The organism is Pseudomonas sp. NBRC 111132 (genome assembly GCF_001320565.1).
Taxonomy (GTDB): Bacteria; Pseudomonadota; Gammaproteobacteria; order Pseudomonadales; family Pseudomonadaceae; genus Aquipseudomonas; species Aquipseudomonas putida_P.
Genome location: NZ_BCBI01000021.1, coordinates 63280 through 76755, shown reverse-complemented (window position 1 = coordinate 76755; position 13476 = coordinate 63280). Strand labels below are relative to the sequence as shown.

The window sequence follows — 13476 nt, the reverse complement described above, 5'->3', positions numbered from 1 at the left end:
GCCCTCCAGGGCGGTTGATTCAGTGGATTCCCCCTGATGCGCCCCGCTTGAGGCGCACCGGGGAATCGCCTGTCATGCCGAATACTCGTACCAACTATTCAGCTCCTGTGCTCCATTGCTGTTGTTGAACCTCCAGATAAGTCGGTCAACTGTCGCGCCGTCGCGGAAAATGCAGATGTTCTCCTCGACCTTCTCGCACCATCCAATGAACTCACCGGCTGGCCTGGTCATGTGCCTTGCGCTTGCGAAGACGCGGCAGCCGCGCATTGGCTTGAAGAACCGCATCATGCGTACATCCTCACCATTACGTAGCCGTTGCTGGCAACGGCGTGCTCCCAGCGGTTGAAGTAAACGAGGCTCCCGAACTTGTTGATCGCGGCCTGCTTGACCTGCTGAACAACCGATTCAACAGCCTCGCCTTGATCGGGAAGTGCAAGCCATTCCAAGCGCTTTCCGTTGCTGAGGTGATTGTCGATGTAGAACTGAGCCATTTCGTCTTCCTCCAGTGGATTCCCAAAGCACCCGGTCGCCCAGGTGCTTCAGTGAATCGTTCTGTCCCATTACCGCCGGGATGGCGGGGCGCATTGCATGCCCGGGTCATTCACTCGGTTAAGGCATTTCGCCTTCGTCAGCCGTACAGGTTCTCCCTGTCGTGGGCAGCCTTTCGGGGCTGTCTGGCGCCGGTCGCCGGTAGAGGCAATGCGGTCTGTTCACCAGTTCCAGAGCTGGCATGGGGATCGAATTTATTGCTCGCGCTGTACCGTTGCCGGGATCGATCCGCGAGGTTCCCATCAATGTGAAAGAGCGGTGAGGCTTGAGGGCCTCCCGAGGGGCTGTGTAGCGCCTCGATGGGTGTAAATATGTACCAGTGGTTCACAGTCGTCAAGTACCAAAAGTACACATTTTTCTCGCGCCCACAAAAAAGCCCGCGCTAGGCGGGCTCTCATGTCGGCGGATTCTAGTTTTGCGGGACGTACTTTGTTTTGGCGTCCATGCCACATTCGGCTATCAGCCTCTGGCAGATCTGATCGGCTTCTGCCCGAGAGTCGTAATAGCCGCAATGGATTGGCATGCTTGAGCCGGATACGACTGGAAGACCAAGCTCTCTGGCGACCCCAAGGCGCCTGTCCAGCTCAGCCTGGCTGGTGGCTGGCAGTATGGCGACCCAGCCGTGCGAGGCTCCGCTTCCTTGGGGCATTGATACAGGCTTGCTGATGGACTCATGCGCTTGATGGCCTGAGCTTCCAGAGAGGGGAGCGCCGACGGAGTCAATGCTGGGTCTTGATCGCACCGAAAGAAGGATCACGCCAGAAACAGCAGATGCAGCCCCAAGCACTGCCAGCATGGTGCGCCTGGATAGAAGCTCAGCATTGCTCGCTCGCTCCCAGTACATGAGCCCGTAAGGCAATGTCACATCCATGGCCAGAGCGTAGGCGATGACGGCCAGCCCGATCCCGATCAGTGCGATTCCCCAAGCCTTCATGACGACCTCCCTGTGAATTGAGCCGCCATCCTACCACTCTGGCCTTCCGCCATCACGCAGGCATGAGAAAGCCCGCCGAAGCGGGCATGCTTAAGTTTGCAGGGCTGTACCTGGACGAGTAGGGCGCTGGCAGGCATCCATCAGGCAAAAGAAAACCCGCCGGGGCGGGTTCTCGATTTTAAAGTTACAGGCTCTGTTGGACCATTTTTTCAGCTGGCCATATGTTCTGGGCAAACATCAATCGTGGCCGTCCAGACGCATCAACCTCGTACTCTCCCTCAATGCATACCAAGCTACCAAGTAGAGATTTCGCGCTTTCGCCAGTGGTCTCTGGAATTACGCACCTGAGACTCCCGATTGATTCCACACTGCGCAAAAGTACGCGGGACGAGTCCAGATCGATAGCCCGGATCTCTCCGACAAACTTCCCGAACCGTTTGGTCTTGGTCATGGGCTTCAGCAGAGCCTCACGCAATACAACCCTGTCCCGATTAGTAAGAGCGTTCCTCTTGGCGTCAGGTGACGAGATATCGATCGTATGGATCCCGGCCCGGCCCGTCGGAGAAAGACGAAAAACGGCTTCAAGGCTTGCATCTCTCAGGGCTGGATCCGGCATGAGTTCAGATATTCCTACGCTAACCTTCTCATCGTCGATGAATTCAGGAATTGTCGGAAGCTGGCGGATAGCCATGCGCAGCGTCTCAAAAACCACTTCTGGCTCATCGCTCCCCAAAATAGAGCTAATTGGCGAGAGAGAAAATCCAGCATAGATGCTGCCTGGAGCAAATCCCGAAAACCGGAGGTCTAGTTTTTTGGCAAAAAGCTTGGAGTTTATATCGGAGAGGTCAAATATCGATTTGGCCAGAATCCTGATTTGCTTCTCGGCCGCAGTGCACAGCCAGTTGAACGCATGCAGGCCAGGCGTTGTAGTGGCCGTGGACGGGCCTTCTGCATGCATCACAAGGTCAGAAGAATCAAGGATTCTGGCTAAAGGCATTTCTTCCGCATAGAGATCCTCGATCATCTTCCGAAGCCGGGCAATGGCTGGCGATATATCCACTTGGGCCTGGGCCTGAGCTGACTGCCAGGCAAGCATCTGGTCGAGTAGCACGCCAGCCCTTCCATGCACCTGTTCTACCCACGTTCCCATTGGATTACCTCCACAACGCCGCGCGCTGCGCGCTCATCGATCCCCTTGGCAGAGGCTGTCTTCGGACCAACATACTGAAAAAACTTCACGAAATCATTTTGGCCCGGCATTTGTATAGACGGATAAAAGTCTACCTTGTAATCAATTTTGTGCTGGTCATGCATGGCGTAAAGGCCCATCACGGCAGCAAATCGATCTGGCGGCATGGCGGGTAAGTATACCGTCGCTTCGATATCCTCTGGCTGAGGTTTGTCGGAAAAGAAACTCCCTCCAAGAAAAAGCCTTAGCCCAGATCCCGAGCCCTTTAAAGGCCCGTCGATAAACCTGCGTACGTCGCAGTAGAGGTCCGAGCGCTGAGATGTATGGAGAAAAATTTGCTCAATGTCTCTAAAGCTGCAAGCGTGCTCACCTTTCGGCAGCAGTCCTCTATGATCAAGCGATGGCAGAGCCACTGCCGCCTCCTTGCGTTGAAATTCATTGAAGAAATCAGGGCTTCAGCCCTCGTTTCACTTTTTCGTGTCGACAGAACGACCCAGCGATCCGCCCTTCACCTCATCCCCATACCCCGCCAACCGATCCTCCCCGTTCTGCATCACCTGGCAGATCCTGATCACTGCCTGGGCGTCAGGCTCGTTACCGGCCTGGCTCAGTCGCTCGGCTATCCGCATCAGCTCGACCGCTGACCATTTGAGGTCGGAGGCAAGGCCCTGGAGGTCGCGACGGAGTTCTTGGTTGGGCTTGGTTAGCGTCATGGCTAGGCCTTCTTAACATCGCCGGAAAACCGACCGGAGATCATCTCTGCGCCGCCGAGCTTTTCGACGATCTCTGACCACGGCTCCCGTAGACACTCTTGCAAGATGGCTTCGCAACGCTCATCCGAGCCATCAATCACCTCGGCTAGCTGGCGAATAGAAAGCAGAAAACGGTGAAAGTCGCTTCCGTGCGTCGGCACGGGGCCAATCTCGGATGCCATTTTCGAGAAAGGAACCATGCGGTCAGAAAATTCGGTTTGGGGAATCCATATCCCTTGCCACTCTTCGCGGATGAAGATTGGGGGCGGTGCTGATCGATCCCAGTAGGTTTCACCATGTCGTTCAAGTACGCAGTATGGCGTCCGCAGTTGCATGGTTGCAGCGAACATGAAGTGCGTGACGAATTCGCCAGGCCACGCCTGATCCCCGGACCTGTATTCCATGAGCTATAGGACTCCGCCGCGCCAAATTACGCGACCAAGGATGCGGTGCTCATGGATCTCTCCATCTGGCACCTTCAGGTCTGCATAGAGCGCTTTGTCCGGGTTATCGCTACGGATAATCCATCCTTCAAGGTCAGAGAAAATGAGGCGCTTGACGATTGCCCCCTTGTTCTCGCTGAAGAGGGCGAAAACCTGCCCGTCGACGGGGTCGATTCTCGACTCATCGATCAGTAGTACATCGCGATCACTGATGGTTGGCTCCATGCTTGAGCCTTGGGCATAAATTACCTTTAGGTTTTTCGGGTTGAGGCTCATGAATCGAATCCACTCGCGCTTGAACGCCAGCGTGCCCCTAACCTCGACGTGATCATTGGACTGGCCGGGGCCTGCTGAAACCAGAGCGGTGTACTGCTTGATGTGGACGTAGGTGTCTTCCTCATCCTCGTCAGTGGGGAACGCCGGTACGTCCGCTGGCTGAGATGCCAGCTGCTTCGCAGGCATTTGATCACCGTCGCGCATGGCGCCACGCCCGTACTCCAGCCACTCCACTCGCACCTTTAGGGCTGACGCCAGGGCAAGCATCTTGGCGCCGCCCGGCATTGACTCTCCGTTCAGCCACTTGCTGCTGGCCTTCGGCGTAACGCCGGCAAGTTTCGCAAGACGAGCGCCAGCGCCCCACGACGGGATGTCGTTGGCGAGCAGGGCCTCCCTCAGGCGCGCCGCGAAGGCTGCGCGTATTTCTTCTATCTGAACCATAGGTTCAATATCGCACGCGCTTGCATGTACTTTCAGTTCCGACATAATATGTACTGACAGTTCATATTTCGTTTGGAGGCCCCATGCAGGAGCTCAAGAAGGCAATCGATGACGCAGGCGGCGTAACTGCCGTTGCGCTCGCTTGCGGGAAAACGCCGCGCGCCGTCTACAAGTGGCTCACCGCTGGCTGCCTCCCGCGCACCGAATACACCGGCGAGACCAGCTACGCGGAAAAGATCGCAGTCCTGGCCAAGGCCAATGGCAAGCCGTTCAAGGCTCAGCGCCTTCTGGCTGTAACCGCGCCAGCCAAGTCCGCCGCATAACCAACTTCAACCGCAAGGAGCAGTACCCGTATGGCCTATCACGACCAAAGTCACCTTAAAGACCGGGAGATTAAGTCGCGCTACGACCAAGAGACCTATGAAGCGCTCAAGGCCGTAGCCCGGCTGCACAAGCTTCAGCTGGCCGTCTTCGTGCGCATGTGCGTTGAGGAAAAACTGGAAAGCATCATCGAGAGCGATGTTACCGACAAAAGCCAGACGGCCTGAAGGCCCGGAAGGAGGCCTACGTGCCCGAAACCACGATCTGCCACGGGATCGATGGACGCCTCTACGAAAAGCTTGTGCGACTGGCGAAAAAGGCAGGCATGTCGCCTGAGCAGTACGCCGCAAAGCTTGGAACAGAGCGCTTCTTCGAGAAGACCAGGCCGAGAGGGGCCGGAAAAATCCGAAACCTCCCGGTGCCACAAAGGAATCAGGACTCGATAGGGCCTGAAAAAGGAGGGACTGATGAAGACCCGAATTAGCGAATCAGCAGATTCGCGGAAACAAAAAAGCCGCCTGGCGGGGCGGCTTCTTCTAAGTACAGCGGTAACTCATCTGTGAGGTGAATCATGACTGAATCGAAACTCTCAGGCAAGGGGCTAATCAGTCCCGCGCCACAAAATCCTAGCTGCGAATCTGTGGCGCGGAAAGACATCGAGCAACTCCTTACCGCTGACCAAGCCAGGGAGTTGTTTAAGGTCCAGGACGGAAAGCTTGTGAATCTGGTCAGGCGTGGCAGCAGGGCCATGCCTGGCATGTTTGCAGGATCTCCAAACAGCGACGGCTACCTTCGCGTGAAGATCAACAATGTTGCTTTTCGGGTGCATCGCGTTATCTGGCTGATCACCTACGGCGAATGGCCAGAAGGTCAGATCGACCACATTAACGGCGTTCGTGATGATAACCGCATTGAAAATCTGCGCGCCGTAAGCGTCGTAGGTAATCAGCAGAACCAGCACATGCGTGTTGACAACACTTCGGGCACGACCGGCGTGCGCCTGGAAAGTGGTGCCTGGACCGCAAAGATTCGAGTGCGCGGAAAGCGGCTGCACCTGGGGCGATTCAAATCTCTAGAGGAAGCCGCTGCCGCCCGTAAATCCGCTGAGCTTCTTTACGGATTCCACCCGAACCACGGGAGGACAGATTCTGAGCGTCGTAACGGCGCCAAATCGTTCGGCACCCATAGCATCATGAGGTCCGCATAATGGCCCGCGCTCGCAACATTAAGCCAGCCCTGTTCAAGAACGAAGTCCTCGGCGTGGCTGACCCCATGCTGACTCTGCTTTTTGAGGGTCTTTGGCTGCTCGCTGATAAGGCTGGGCGACTGGAAGATCGCCCTCTGCGCATTAAGGGTGAGCTTTTCCCCTATCGCGATGGTGTGGATATCGAAGGTCTTCTGTCTTGGCTTGCTAGGGAAGACTTCATCGTTCGATACACCGTGAGCGGTAAGCGCTATATCCAGGTGCAGAACTTCGACAAACATCAGAACCCGCATCGTAATGAGCCGGAGTCGATTATCCCTTCTGCGTCAGAGGGTTGTATCAGTACCGATTTTGGCGGGACTGCTTCTGCCAATCTCGGTAGCGCTCGGGCTGATTCTCTGATTCCTGATTCCGGATCCCTGACTGCTGATACCCGAAACACGTCAACGCCTACGGCATTGCCGACTCCGGCGAGTGACGACCTTTTCCCGAAGTTCTGGAAGCTGTACCCGAACAAGAAGGGCAAGGCGGCTGCGGAGAAGGCGTGGAAGAAACTCAAGGTCACTGACGACCTGTTCACCCTGATCGCCCAGGGCCTGGCCAAGCAGTGTGCCTCCCCCGGCTGGATCAAGGACAAAGGCCAATTCATCCCGCACCCGGCTACCTGGCTCAACGGCAAGCGCTGGGAAGACGAGGTCGAGGTTCCTGCTGACAACGTCCACCACCTGCCCACCAGTCGCCATCACGGCTTCGCTGAGCGCGACTACACCTCAGGCTTGAAGCGTCGGGAGGACGGCAGCTATGCGCTCTGAAAAAGTCGTCCAGATCGACCAAGGCGCGGTCGTTGCCCGTATCCAGCCAGCCGAATGCGAGAAGCACGGCGCCTTCGAGCAGAAGGTCACCATGCTGCTTGGCAAGGCACTGCGCAGTCATTGCCCTGAGTGCGCCCGAATTGCCAAGGAGGAGCGTGAGGCCCGCGCCGAGGCCGAGCAGGCCCTGAACGTTCGCCTGGCGATATCCCGCAAGCTGGGCGACTCGCTGATCCCCAAGCGCTTCGCGGACCGCTCACTGGCGAACTACAAGGCCGAACACAAGGGCCAGGCCGAGGCCCTGCGCTTCTGCCGGCACTACGTGAAGACCTTCGACCAGATCGCAGAGAACGGGCGCTGCATGGTGCTGCTGGGCAAGCCTGGCACCGGCAAGACCCACCTGGGCGCCGGCATGGCCAACGACCTGATGCGCAACACCTCGCATTCGGCTGTGTACCGCACTGTCGGATCGATCCTGCAGGCCATCCGCGCCACCTACGACCGCTCCAGCGAGGCGACCGAGGCGAGCATCCTGGCCAGCCTCATCGAACCCTCCCTGCTGGTACTGGACGAAGTCGGCGTGAGCAAGGAGCAGCCGAGCGACTTCGAGCTGACCACCCTGTTCGCGATCATCAACGGTCGGTACGAGCAGGTGAAGCCCACGGTGGTGATCTCCAACCTTGGCCCCGAGCAGTTGCCGGTGGCTATGGGCGAGCGCTGCGTCGATCGCCTGCGCGAGGGCGGGATGATCGTCGTGCCGTTCGAGTGGGAATCGCACCGCGGCAAGGAGGCCATCTGATGACCCCTGCACAAGAAATCACAGTCGCCCAGCTCAAGAGCCAGGGCTTCGCGCAGGTCGTGGAAGGCCGCGAAATCGTCCGCATGACCAAGGGCGCCGACCGCCGTGTCGTGATGGCAGATGGCAGCCAGAAGCGCGGGTATCACGTTGAGTTCAAGCGCGCCGGGCAGCCGGCCGGGGAGGGCGTATGAGCCTGTTCCAGTGTTACGCCTGTGGCTGCCGAGAGAACACGGCCACCAGCAATTTCTGGGTCCGCATGGAAGGGCAGTGGCGCGGCCTGCCAAGTCAGCCTTGGATGCTGTGCTCCGCATGCGATCCAAGCATCCGCGAATGGCACGGCGAGTTCGATCGCCTGTACCTGCCGAAAGGCGAGTTCTGCACCAACGCCCAGGGGAACCTTGAACACATCGCGACCGGGAAATCGGTATCGGACTTTCTGGCCGGGGAGAAGCACTGATGGACACCAACAAGATGCGCGAGCAGTTCGAGGTGTGGGCCGCAAAGAACTACGTCGTTCCGCCAGGAATTGGCCATTTGTTCGTTCGAGCCGAGATTGGTGATGGATACCGATTGAGCAACATCAACCACGCCTGGCGCGGGTGGCAAGCCTCCCGCGAGGCCGTGGTGGTGGATCTACCGCCCAAGATCAGCGCACACAACACCACCGAAAGCGGTTTTGTTCGGCCCGAGGCGGAGCACTACGACGAGGCAATTGACGACTGCCGCGAGGCCATCGAGGCCCAGGGTCTGAAGGTCGAGGTGCAGCCATGACCATCGACAAAGCCGAAATCATCAAGGCGCTGACTGGCAAGGAGCCTCCTTTCAAGTCTCCCTTTGTCGAGGGCCTAGAAGCTGCCGCCAATGGTACTGCGTGGACGCAGTGCCCGTATGTCGGAGCAAGCCAAGACTATGAGCGCTGCGAATGGCTGCGCGGACACAGCGCACATGGGAGGTGGTACGCATGACCATCGACAAGCAAAAACTGAAGGCGCTGGCTGAGGATGCAACACCTGGTCGCCATTACGATCGCCTTGAATCTGCTGGCGGAGGCATCAAGTACGAGTGCGCTGGCGACGATGGCTCTCTGGTGCTCAAGGTCGACCACAAGAACAATGAGTTCGGCTTTGTGGGCGACCGCGGTGAGGCTGACGAGGCATTTTTCCTTGCATGCAGTCCTGCCGCTGTCCTGGCCCTGCTCGCGGAGATCGAAGAAGACGCCATGCATATGCGCGCATTCGGGGAGGTGATGCGGTCCCAGGCTGAGCAGATCGACCAGCTCAAGGCCGAGAACGAAGACTACAAGTCCGGGCAGGAGCGCTATGAGCAGATCATTGAAGATCTCAAGGCTGAGAACGAGGCGCTGCGCAGGGATGCAGAGCGGTACCAGTGGCTGCGCCAAGGCATGGGGAAAGTGATCGTGGTCGAGCCTGACAACGCCGTTTCTTGTGACTGCGACCGGTATGAGGTTCTGCTCGAAAGCGAGGTCGATGACGCCGTGGATGCGGACATCGCCAAGGAGGCGGCCCATGACTGAGAAGATCAGCGTCAACAGCCAGGCCAAGCTCTCCGAGGCCGTGACCATGCTCACCCGTATGTTCCGCGACAAGAAGTTCGTCGTGGTCAGCATGCGCCCGGGCAAGGACCGGACCCTGGATCAAAACGCATTGTGGTTTGCGATGTACGACCGGATCGCCAAGAGCACCGAGATGGGAGACATCGAGGACGTGCGCCGGTACTGCAAGCTGCACTTCGGCGTGCCGATCATGCGCGCTGGCTGTGATGAGTTCCGCACCGGCTGGGCCGAGTCGTTCATCCACCTGCCGTATGAGGTGAAGCTTCGCCTGATGGGGCCTTGTGCGATGTTCGGGCCGGATGGTTTCCCGGTCACCCGACTGTTCGACCGGGCCCAGGGCTGCCAGTACACCGACCGCATCGTGGCCGAGTTCGCACCGCAGGGTGTGGTGTTCAGCGACTTGCTGAGCGAGGAGGCGGCATGAAGAGCCAGGAAGCAAATCTCAAGCGGAACAAGGACCAAGGCATTTTCGCAGCGCCCGGCTGGCGAGGGCGGTATGGCCATGGCCTGACGCGGCGCGGGGTGCAGTGCGTGGTTCTCGCCGCAACAGGAAAGAGCGGAAAGCAGATCGCTCGTGAGCTCGGCATTTCGCCGGGAACGGTCACCAGCAGGATGGCGGACGCCCGCCTGCACCTGGGAGCTTCCAACCGAACGGAATTGGTCGCTAAGGCAGTGGCGGCAGGGATCATCTACGCATCGGAGGCCGAGCCATGCGCGTAGTCAGCAAGAAGGTGCGTGAGAGCGCCCGCGGCCAGGACTGCACCGTCCGCATCCCCGGCAGCTGCAACTTCAACCCGGAGACCACCGTGCTGGCTCACCTGCCTTGCGGGCAGAAGGGCATGGGCATGAAGGGCTTCGACACCGTGGCGGTATACGCCTGCAGCGCCTGCCATGACGTGCTCGACGGTCGCGGGAAAGGTGAAGTGGACTGGTCCGACATGCCTCGGGCAATCGCTGAGACTCATGAGGCCCTGATTCGGGCCGGCATTTTGACCGTGAAAGGGGCTGCTTGATGGAACTGACACTACCGTGGCCACCGGCCGCATGCAGCCCTAACGCCCGGGTGCACTGGACCAGGAAGAGCAAGGCGGCCAAGTCCTACCGGGCATCCTGCCACCTGCTGGCGAAGCAGGCCGGCATCAAGGCGCCGGAAGGTGACGCGCTGCTCATGCTCGAGTTTGTGCCGCCCGATCGGCGCCGGCGCGACGACGACAACTTGCTGGCGATGTTCAAGGCGGGCCGTGACGGCCTGGCAGATGCCCTGGGCATCGACGACAACGTGTTTGCCACCCAGATCAGAGTGAGCAAGGAAACGACCAAGGGCGGCGCCGTGCGCGTCCGTATCCAGGCCCAGGAGGCAGCAGCATGACACCAGCATGGGGATTCCTGATTTTGGCCACCCTCATGGTGGTGGGCGGCTTGTCGCTGTCCTGGGCGGGCGCAGTGCGCCGCAAGCGCAGCTACGAAGAATTCATTTTGAGCAAGGCCAAGCGGGCAGGGGGTGGGCAATGATCTATCGGGACGTGATTTCCGCAGTAATTCGAGCGCTGGCATCCGAGACGATCAACAGCGCTGGCGGCTGTGACTACACCCCAAAGGTGCAGTCCAGCAAGCTGAAGGGCGAGATCGTTGGCAAGGACGCGGCATTCCTGACTGACTGCTGGGTTTTCGGGAGGCTGCATTCCTGCTTGGATCAAAAGCATTGGCTGGCCCTGAATGCGCGCTACTCGACGCATATGGCTTCCAAGGTTGGTGCCATAGGCCGAATCGTTGCACACGTAACCTCGCCGGCGCCCAGGCTGTTCCTCACCAAGGCGGTGACCGCCTGGGCCTACCCGCAGCTTGGTGGCGCTGAGCGACCGGTCTCTCAAAAGGTGACGCTCGAGATTGACGAAGATGCCCCGGCTTGGCGAAAGGCCGCCGTGGCGAAAGCCCAACAGGCCATCAACACAAAGCTGAAGCAGCGCCAGGAAGCGCCGTGCGAAGGGGTCATCATCCTGCCCGCGCACAACTACGACATGAACACCTGGGATCTCGATGGAAACCCAGAGCGCACCCGCCGAGACTGGCGCCGCAAAATCTTCAAGGGGCTGGACAAGATGGTGGATGAAGCGCTGGTGGAGGCAGGCGAGATCCTGGGCAGCGAGGGGGTTTTGTTCGATGATCAAGATGCTGCATAAAGCCTATTGACATCACATGCCGCTTCGCCGAATATTCACCCATCCTGTCATTCCTGCGCTAGTTGAGGAGTGACCACAAAAGCCCGGCCATTGAGCCGGGCTTTTTATTGCCCGAATAGGCCCTCAAGAGGCCCTGAATTCCCAAGGACACCCCTATGGCCGAACCAACAAGCGCCGCCGCGAGCGTAGTGCTGGGCAAGTACGGGGTGGTGATGGCTGCATTCATCGGCTCGATCCTCTCACTAGGATTCCTGAAGGACCTAACCCGGTTCCAGGCCGCGACCGCGGTCGCCACCGGCTTCGGCTTCTCGGTCTACCTGACCCAGCCCGTTACCGCCTGGCTCGCCCCAAAGCTTGAACTCGCGGTCACCGATGACCTGCTGTGCGGGGTAGCGTTCGTGCTTGGCCTCACCGCCATGAACATCATCCCCGCGATCAAGGCTGCCATGGGGTCGTTCGTCACGGCGCGAGGTGCCTGATATGAACAACATCCTGGTTTCAGCGCTGACGGCCCTGGACGTGTTCCTGTGTGTCATGGTCGTGCTCGCTGCATGCGACTACCTGCGCAAGGTCCGCCCGGTGGATCAGCCGCTGCTGAGTGTCGCCTTCTACCTGGTGGCCATCGGCGGATTCGGTGCGTTCATCACCGCCCTGCAAGGGCATTGGGTGAACCCTTTTGGTGTGGTGCTCCACGCTGGGGTGGTTGCCTATGCCTGGGCTCGTCGCGGCCACGTCTTCAGCTGATCCGCGCCACAAAACAGAGGTGCGCCGTTTCGTGGCGCGAGGACAGGCAAATGGCATCGGTCACCGTGCTCATCGCTTGCCGCCATAAGTGGTGGCTCAAGTACTACCTGGCCGGCGTCCTCGTCATGGCCCGGCTGACTGGCCGAGAGCCATGCCCTGAGCGCTTCAGCTACTGGGTGGGGCGCGGCATCAAGATCGAGGTTCACCCTGAATGACCACTATCGCCTACAAGGACGGCGTTATCGCCTACGACTCCCGCCAGACCCGCAGTGGCTCCATCGTTTCCGATGACTGCCAAAAGCTCACCGTTGTGGATGGCGTCAGCTTCTTCCTGTCCGGTGCCGTATGCGACGAGAAGGCCCTGATTGCAGCCTACTTCGGCACGCCATCGCCGGTACCTGTCGAGTGCTCGGGCTACGTGGTGGATGGCGGCAGGTTGCAGATGGTGGGCCATGACGACAAGACTGGCGTATGGCGGCAGGACCTTGACCCGGCAAACCCTGACGCGATCGGCAGCGGCTCGGCCTATGCCCTGGCAGCAATGGACATGGGCGCAAGTGCCGAAGAGGCTGTGCGCGCCGCGATGAAGCGGGATATCTACACCGGCGGCAAGGTTCGGACTATGAGGATTGACCAGCATGGAAAGGCCAGTTCCTCCGGCTGATCTCCTTGAGCTGACCGAGCTATCGATGCTCGGAATCAGGCTTCAGCCAGCGCCCGAGGTGGGTGAATGGGTGCAGGCATCGATCCTCATTGAGGGTGGCGAGCTGCATAACCCTGACCATGCACACCTGATCGATGCGCCGCTGCGCTTCCTCTGGGCCTCAGCCTGCTTCGAGAAGCAAGGTCGAACCGTGGTAGGTCAGGCCGAGGCTGTGATGTTTCGAGCTGGCGGATGGCAGAAGGCCAGGCAAGAGCAGCAGATGATCGACTGGTTCGGCGAGGTACCGGGCTTCGTCATCACCCTTGCTGCCGATTACTGCTCCCAGTGCTCCGACACTGAGTTCTGTGCCCTCATCGAGCATGAGCTTTACCACATAGCCCAGAAGCTCGATCAGTACGGCGCGCCCAAGTTCACCCAGGACGGGCTGCCCAGCCTGACACTGCGTGGTCATGATGTGGAGGAGTTCGTCGGCGTGGTACGCCGCTACGGTCCGAGCCATGACGTACAGCAGCTGATCGACGCTGCAAGCCGGCCGCCCGAGGTGGCCAATATCAACATTGCGAGGGCCTGCGGAACCTGCCTGCTGAAGTCGGCGTAG

29 protein-coding genes are annotated in these 13476 nt (G+C 59.2%); 22 read left to right on the top strand and 7 right to left on the bottom strand.

Annotation, left to right across the window (positions count from 1 at the left end; translation table 11 throughout):
• Window positions 1-72: 72 nt before the first annotated feature.
• The 7 genes from APH35_RS12580 to APH35_RS12545 all read right to left on the bottom strand — a co-directional run bounded on the left by APH35_RS12580 (window position 73) and on the right by APH35_RS12545 (window position 4629).
• A complete protein-coding gene (locus APH35_RS12580) occupies window positions 73-288 on the bottom strand; it encodes a hypothetical protein (protein WP_060514903.1) in 216 nt (71 codons plus the stop codon).
• Window positions 285-491 (bottom strand): hypothetical protein, encoded by a 207-nt coding sequence (locus APH35_RS12575; RefSeq protein ID WP_060514902.1) that lies wholly within the window; start codon window positions 489-491, stop codon window positions 285-287. Before APH35_RS12575 ends, APH35_RS12580 begins: the two co-directional genes overlap by 4 nt.
• Window positions 492-1667: 1176 nt before the next feature.
• On the bottom strand, window positions 1668-2594 hold the full coding sequence (locus tag APH35_RS12565) for a hypothetical protein (protein ID WP_152606249.1): 927 nt from the start codon (window positions 2592-2594) through the stop codon (window positions 1668-1670).
• 23 nt (window positions 2595-2617) lie between these two features.
• Complete coding sequence (locus APH35_RS12560) at window positions 2618-3085, bottom strand: DUF6932 family protein (protein WP_060514901.1); 468 nt, start codon at window positions 3083-3085, stop codon at window positions 2618-2620.
• 54 nt (window positions 3086-3139) lie between these two features.
• Window positions 3140-3385 carry a hypothetical protein gene (locus APH35_RS12555; protein ID WP_060514900.1) on the bottom strand — a complete coding sequence of 82 codons (246 nt, stop codon included), beginning with the start codon at window positions 3383-3385 and terminating at the stop codon, window positions 3140-3142.
• Window positions 3386-3387: 2 nt separating this feature from the next.
• Window positions 3388-3828, bottom strand: a complete 441-nt coding sequence (locus APH35_RS12550) for a hypothetical protein (protein WP_028697940.1) — start codon at window positions 3826-3828, stop codon at window positions 3388-3390.
• A gap of 3 nt (window positions 3829-3831) precedes the next feature.
• Window positions 3832-4629: a S24 family peptidase gene (locus APH35_RS12545; protein WP_226342910.1), complete on the bottom strand. Its 798-nt coding sequence runs from the start codon at window positions 4627-4629 to the stop codon at window positions 3832-3834.
• A 38-nt stretch (window positions 4630-4667) separates the two neighbouring features.
• On the opposite strand from APH35_RS12545, the gene APH35_RS12540 reads away from it, so the two are divergent.
• From APH35_RS12540 to APH35_RS12445, 22 genes are all read left to right on the top strand, one after another.
• Window positions 4668-4907, top strand: coding sequence for a hypothetical protein (locus tag APH35_RS12540; protein WP_028697942.1), 240 nt, complete (start codon window positions 4668-4670; stop codon window positions 4905-4907).
• Between the two features lie 30 nt (window positions 4908-4937).
• Complete coding sequence (locus APH35_RS12535) at window positions 4938-5132, top strand: hypothetical protein (RefSeq protein WP_028697943.1); 195 nt, start codon at window positions 4938-4940, stop codon at window positions 5130-5132.
• Window positions 5133-5152: 20 nt separating this feature from the next.
• On the top strand, window positions 5153-5389 hold the full coding sequence (locus APH35_RS12530; protein WP_028697944.1) for a hypothetical protein: 237 nt from the start codon (window positions 5153-5155) through the stop codon (window positions 5387-5389).
• 87 nt (window positions 5390-5476) lie between these two features.
• Entirely contained in the window at window positions 5477-6112 is a 636-nt protein-coding gene (locus APH35_RS12525; RefSeq protein ID WP_080694549.1) for an HNH endonuclease, read from the top strand.
• Window positions 6112-6921 (top strand): hypothetical protein, encoded by an 810-nt coding sequence (locus APH35_RS12520; RefSeq protein WP_028697945.1) that lies wholly within the window; start codon window positions 6112-6114, stop codon window positions 6919-6921. Before APH35_RS12525 ends, APH35_RS12520 begins: the two co-directional genes overlap by 1 nt.
• Window positions 6911-7717 (top strand): ATP-binding protein, encoded by an 807-nt coding sequence (locus APH35_RS12515; RefSeq protein WP_060514899.1) that lies wholly within the window; start codon window positions 6911-6913, stop codon window positions 7715-7717. Before APH35_RS12520 ends, APH35_RS12515 begins: the two co-directional genes overlap by 11 nt.
• Complete coding sequence (locus APH35_RS12510; RefSeq protein ID WP_053870490.1) at window positions 7717-7908, top strand: hypothetical protein; 192 nt, start codon at window positions 7717-7719, stop codon at window positions 7906-7908. The genes APH35_RS12515 and APH35_RS12510 overlap by 1 nt, the downstream gene beginning before the upstream one ends.
• Window positions 7905-8174, top strand: a complete 270-nt coding sequence (locus APH35_RS12505; protein ID WP_060514898.1) for a hypothetical protein — start codon at window positions 7905-7907, stop codon at window positions 8172-8174. Before APH35_RS12510 ends, APH35_RS12505 begins: the two co-directional genes overlap by 4 nt.
• A complete protein-coding gene (locus APH35_RS12500) occupies window positions 8174-8488 on the top strand; it encodes a hypothetical protein (protein WP_060514897.1) in 315 nt (104 codons plus the stop codon). The genes APH35_RS12505 and APH35_RS12500 overlap by 1 nt, the downstream gene beginning before the upstream one ends.
• Window positions 8485-8682, top strand: a complete 198-nt coding sequence (locus APH35_RS29015; protein WP_060514896.1) for a hypothetical protein — start codon at window positions 8485-8487, stop codon at window positions 8680-8682. The genes APH35_RS12500 and APH35_RS29015 overlap by 4 nt, the downstream gene beginning before the upstream one ends.
• Complete coding sequence (locus APH35_RS12490; RefSeq protein ID WP_060514895.1) at window positions 8679-9251, top strand: ead/Ea22-like family protein; 573 nt, start codon at window positions 8679-8681, stop codon at window positions 9249-9251. The genes APH35_RS29015 and APH35_RS12490 overlap by 4 nt, the downstream gene beginning before the upstream one ends.
• Window positions 9244-9714 carry a hypothetical protein gene (locus APH35_RS12485; RefSeq protein WP_060514894.1) on the top strand — a complete coding sequence of 157 codons (471 nt, stop codon included), beginning with the start codon at window positions 9244-9246 and terminating at the stop codon, window positions 9712-9714. Before APH35_RS12490 ends, APH35_RS12485 begins: the two co-directional genes overlap by 8 nt.
• The gene (locus tag APH35_RS12480; protein ID WP_060514893.1) at window positions 9711-10010 is read left to right on the top strand and encodes a response regulator transcription factor; all 300 of its coding nucleotides are present in this window, start codon (window positions 9711-9713) and stop codon (window positions 10008-10010) included. The genes APH35_RS12485 and APH35_RS12480 overlap by 4 nt, the downstream gene beginning before the upstream one ends.
• Window positions 10001-10303 (top strand): nuclease domain-containing protein, encoded by a 303-nt coding sequence (locus tag APH35_RS12475; RefSeq protein ID WP_060514892.1) that lies wholly within the window; start codon window positions 10001-10003, stop codon window positions 10301-10303. Before APH35_RS12480 ends, APH35_RS12475 begins: the two co-directional genes overlap by 10 nt.
• Entirely contained in the window at window positions 10300-10659 is a 360-nt protein-coding gene (locus APH35_RS12470) for an endodeoxyribonuclease RusA (RefSeq protein WP_060514891.1), read from the top strand. The genes APH35_RS12475 and APH35_RS12470 overlap by 4 nt, the downstream gene beginning before the upstream one ends.
• On the top strand, window positions 10656-10802 hold the full coding sequence (locus tag APH35_RS29010; protein ID WP_177335369.1) for a hypothetical protein: 147 nt from the start codon (window positions 10656-10658) through the stop codon (window positions 10800-10802). Before APH35_RS12470 ends, APH35_RS29010 begins: the two co-directional genes overlap by 4 nt.
• Window positions 10799-11470: a hypothetical protein gene (locus tag APH35_RS12465; RefSeq protein WP_060514890.1), complete on the top strand. Its 672-nt coding sequence runs from the start codon at window positions 10799-10801 to the stop codon at window positions 11468-11470. Before APH35_RS29010 ends, APH35_RS12465 begins: the two co-directional genes overlap by 4 nt.
• Window positions 11471-11625: 155 nt before the next feature.
• Window positions 11626-11949, top strand: coding sequence for a hypothetical protein (locus APH35_RS12460; protein ID WP_054882101.1), 324 nt, complete (start codon window positions 11626-11628; stop codon window positions 11947-11949).
• A gap of 1 nt (window position 11950) precedes the next feature.
• A complete protein-coding gene (locus APH35_RS12455) occupies window positions 11951-12214 on the top strand; it encodes a hypothetical protein (protein ID WP_012273045.1) in 264 nt (87 codons plus the stop codon).
• Window positions 12215-12264: 50 nt separating this feature from the next.
• Window positions 12265-12429: a hypothetical protein gene (locus tag APH35_RS29005; protein WP_177335368.1), complete on the top strand. Its 165-nt coding sequence runs from the start codon at window positions 12265-12267 to the stop codon at window positions 12427-12429.
• A complete protein-coding gene (locus tag APH35_RS12450) occupies window positions 12426-12878 on the top strand; it encodes a proteasome subunit beta (RefSeq protein ID WP_016487771.1) in 453 nt (150 codons plus the stop codon). Before APH35_RS29005 ends, APH35_RS12450 begins: the two co-directional genes overlap by 4 nt.
• The gene (locus APH35_RS12445; RefSeq protein WP_060514889.1) at window positions 12853-13476 is read left to right on the top strand and encodes a putative metallopeptidase; all 624 of its coding nucleotides are present in this window, start codon (window positions 12853-12855) and stop codon (window positions 13474-13476) included. Before APH35_RS12450 ends, APH35_RS12445 begins: the two co-directional genes overlap by 26 nt.

Bases quoted from the DNA above. Each gene is read 5' to 3' on its own strand.
- APH35_RS12580 (WP_060514903.1), bottom strand. From the start codon at position 288: ATGATGCGGTTCTTCAAGCCAATGCGCGGCTGCCGCGTCTTCGCAAGC.
- APH35_RS12575 (WP_060514902.1), bottom strand. From the start codon at position 491: ATGGCTCAGTTCTACATCGACAATCACCTCAGCAACGGAAAGCGCTTG.
- APH35_RS12555 (WP_060514900.1), bottom strand. From the start codon at position 3,385: ATGACGCTAACCAAGCCCAACCAAGAACTCCGTCGCGACCTCCAGGGC.
- APH35_RS12550 (WP_028697940.1), bottom strand. From the start codon at position 3,828: ATGGAATACAGGTCCGGGGATCAGGCGTGGCCTGGCGAATTCGTCACG.
- APH35_RS12545 (WP_226342910.1), bottom strand. From the start codon at position 4,629: ATGTCGGAACTGAAAGTACATGCAAGCGCGTGCGATATTGAACCTATG.
- APH35_RS12540 (WP_028697942.1), top strand. From the start codon at position 4,668: ATGCAGGAGCTCAAGAAGGCAATCGATGACGCAGGCGGCGTAACTGCC.
- APH35_RS12535 (WP_028697943.1), top strand. From the start codon at position 4,938: ATGGCCTATCACGACCAAAGTCACCTTAAAGACCGGGAGATTAAGTCG.
- APH35_RS12525 (WP_080694549.1), top strand. From the start codon at position 5,477: ATGACTGAATCGAAACTCTCAGGCAAGGGGCTAATCAGTCCCGCGCCA.
- APH35_RS12520 (WP_028697945.1), top strand. From the start codon at position 6,112: ATGGCCCGCGCTCGCAACATTAAGCCAGCCCTGTTCAAGAACGAAGTC.
- APH35_RS12515 (WP_060514899.1), top strand. From the start codon at position 6,911: ATGCGCTCTGAAAAAGTCGTCCAGATCGACCAAGGCGCGGTCGTTGCC.
- APH35_RS12510 (WP_053870490.1), top strand. From the start codon at position 7,717: ATGACCCCTGCACAAGAAATCACAGTCGCCCAGCTCAAGAGCCAGGGC.
- APH35_RS12505 (WP_060514898.1), top strand. From the start codon at position 7,905: ATGAGCCTGTTCCAGTGTTACGCCTGTGGCTGCCGAGAGAACACGGCC.
- APH35_RS12500 (WP_060514897.1), top strand. From the start codon at position 8,174: ATGGACACCAACAAGATGCGCGAGCAGTTCGAGGTGTGGGCCGCAAAG.
- APH35_RS29015 (WP_060514896.1), top strand. From the start codon at position 8,485: ATGACCATCGACAAAGCCGAAATCATCAAGGCGCTGACTGGCAAGGAG.
- APH35_RS12490 (WP_060514895.1), top strand. From the start codon at position 8,679: ATGACCATCGACAAGCAAAAACTGAAGGCGCTGGCTGAGGATGCAACA.
- APH35_RS12485 (WP_060514894.1), top strand. From the start codon at position 9,244: ATGACTGAGAAGATCAGCGTCAACAGCCAGGCCAAGCTCTCCGAGGCC.
- APH35_RS12480 (WP_060514893.1), top strand. From the start codon at position 9,711: ATGAAGAGCCAGGAAGCAAATCTCAAGCGGAACAAGGACCAAGGCATT.
- APH35_RS12475 (WP_060514892.1), top strand. From the start codon at position 10,001: ATGCGCGTAGTCAGCAAGAAGGTGCGTGAGAGCGCCCGCGGCCAGGAC.
- APH35_RS29010 (WP_177335369.1), top strand. From the start codon at position 10,656: ATGACACCAGCATGGGGATTCCTGATTTTGGCCACCCTCATGGTGGTG.
- APH35_RS12465 (WP_060514890.1), top strand. From the start codon at position 10,799: ATGATCTATCGGGACGTGATTTCCGCAGTAATTCGAGCGCTGGCATCC.
- APH35_RS12460 (WP_054882101.1), top strand. From the start codon at position 11,626: ATGGCCGAACCAACAAGCGCCGCCGCGAGCGTAGTGCTGGGCAAGTAC.
- APH35_RS12455 (WP_012273045.1), top strand. From the start codon at position 11,951: ATGAACAACATCCTGGTTTCAGCGCTGACGGCCCTGGACGTGTTCCTG.
- APH35_RS29005 (WP_177335368.1), top strand. From the start codon at position 12,265: ATGGCATCGGTCACCGTGCTCATCGCTTGCCGCCATAAGTGGTGGCTC.
- APH35_RS12450 (WP_016487771.1), top strand. From the start codon at position 12,426: ATGACCACTATCGCCTACAAGGACGGCGTTATCGCCTACGACTCCCGC.
- APH35_RS12445 (WP_060514889.1), top strand. From the start codon at position 12,853: ATGGAAAGGCCAGTTCCTCCGGCTGATCTCCTTGAGCTGACCGAGCTA.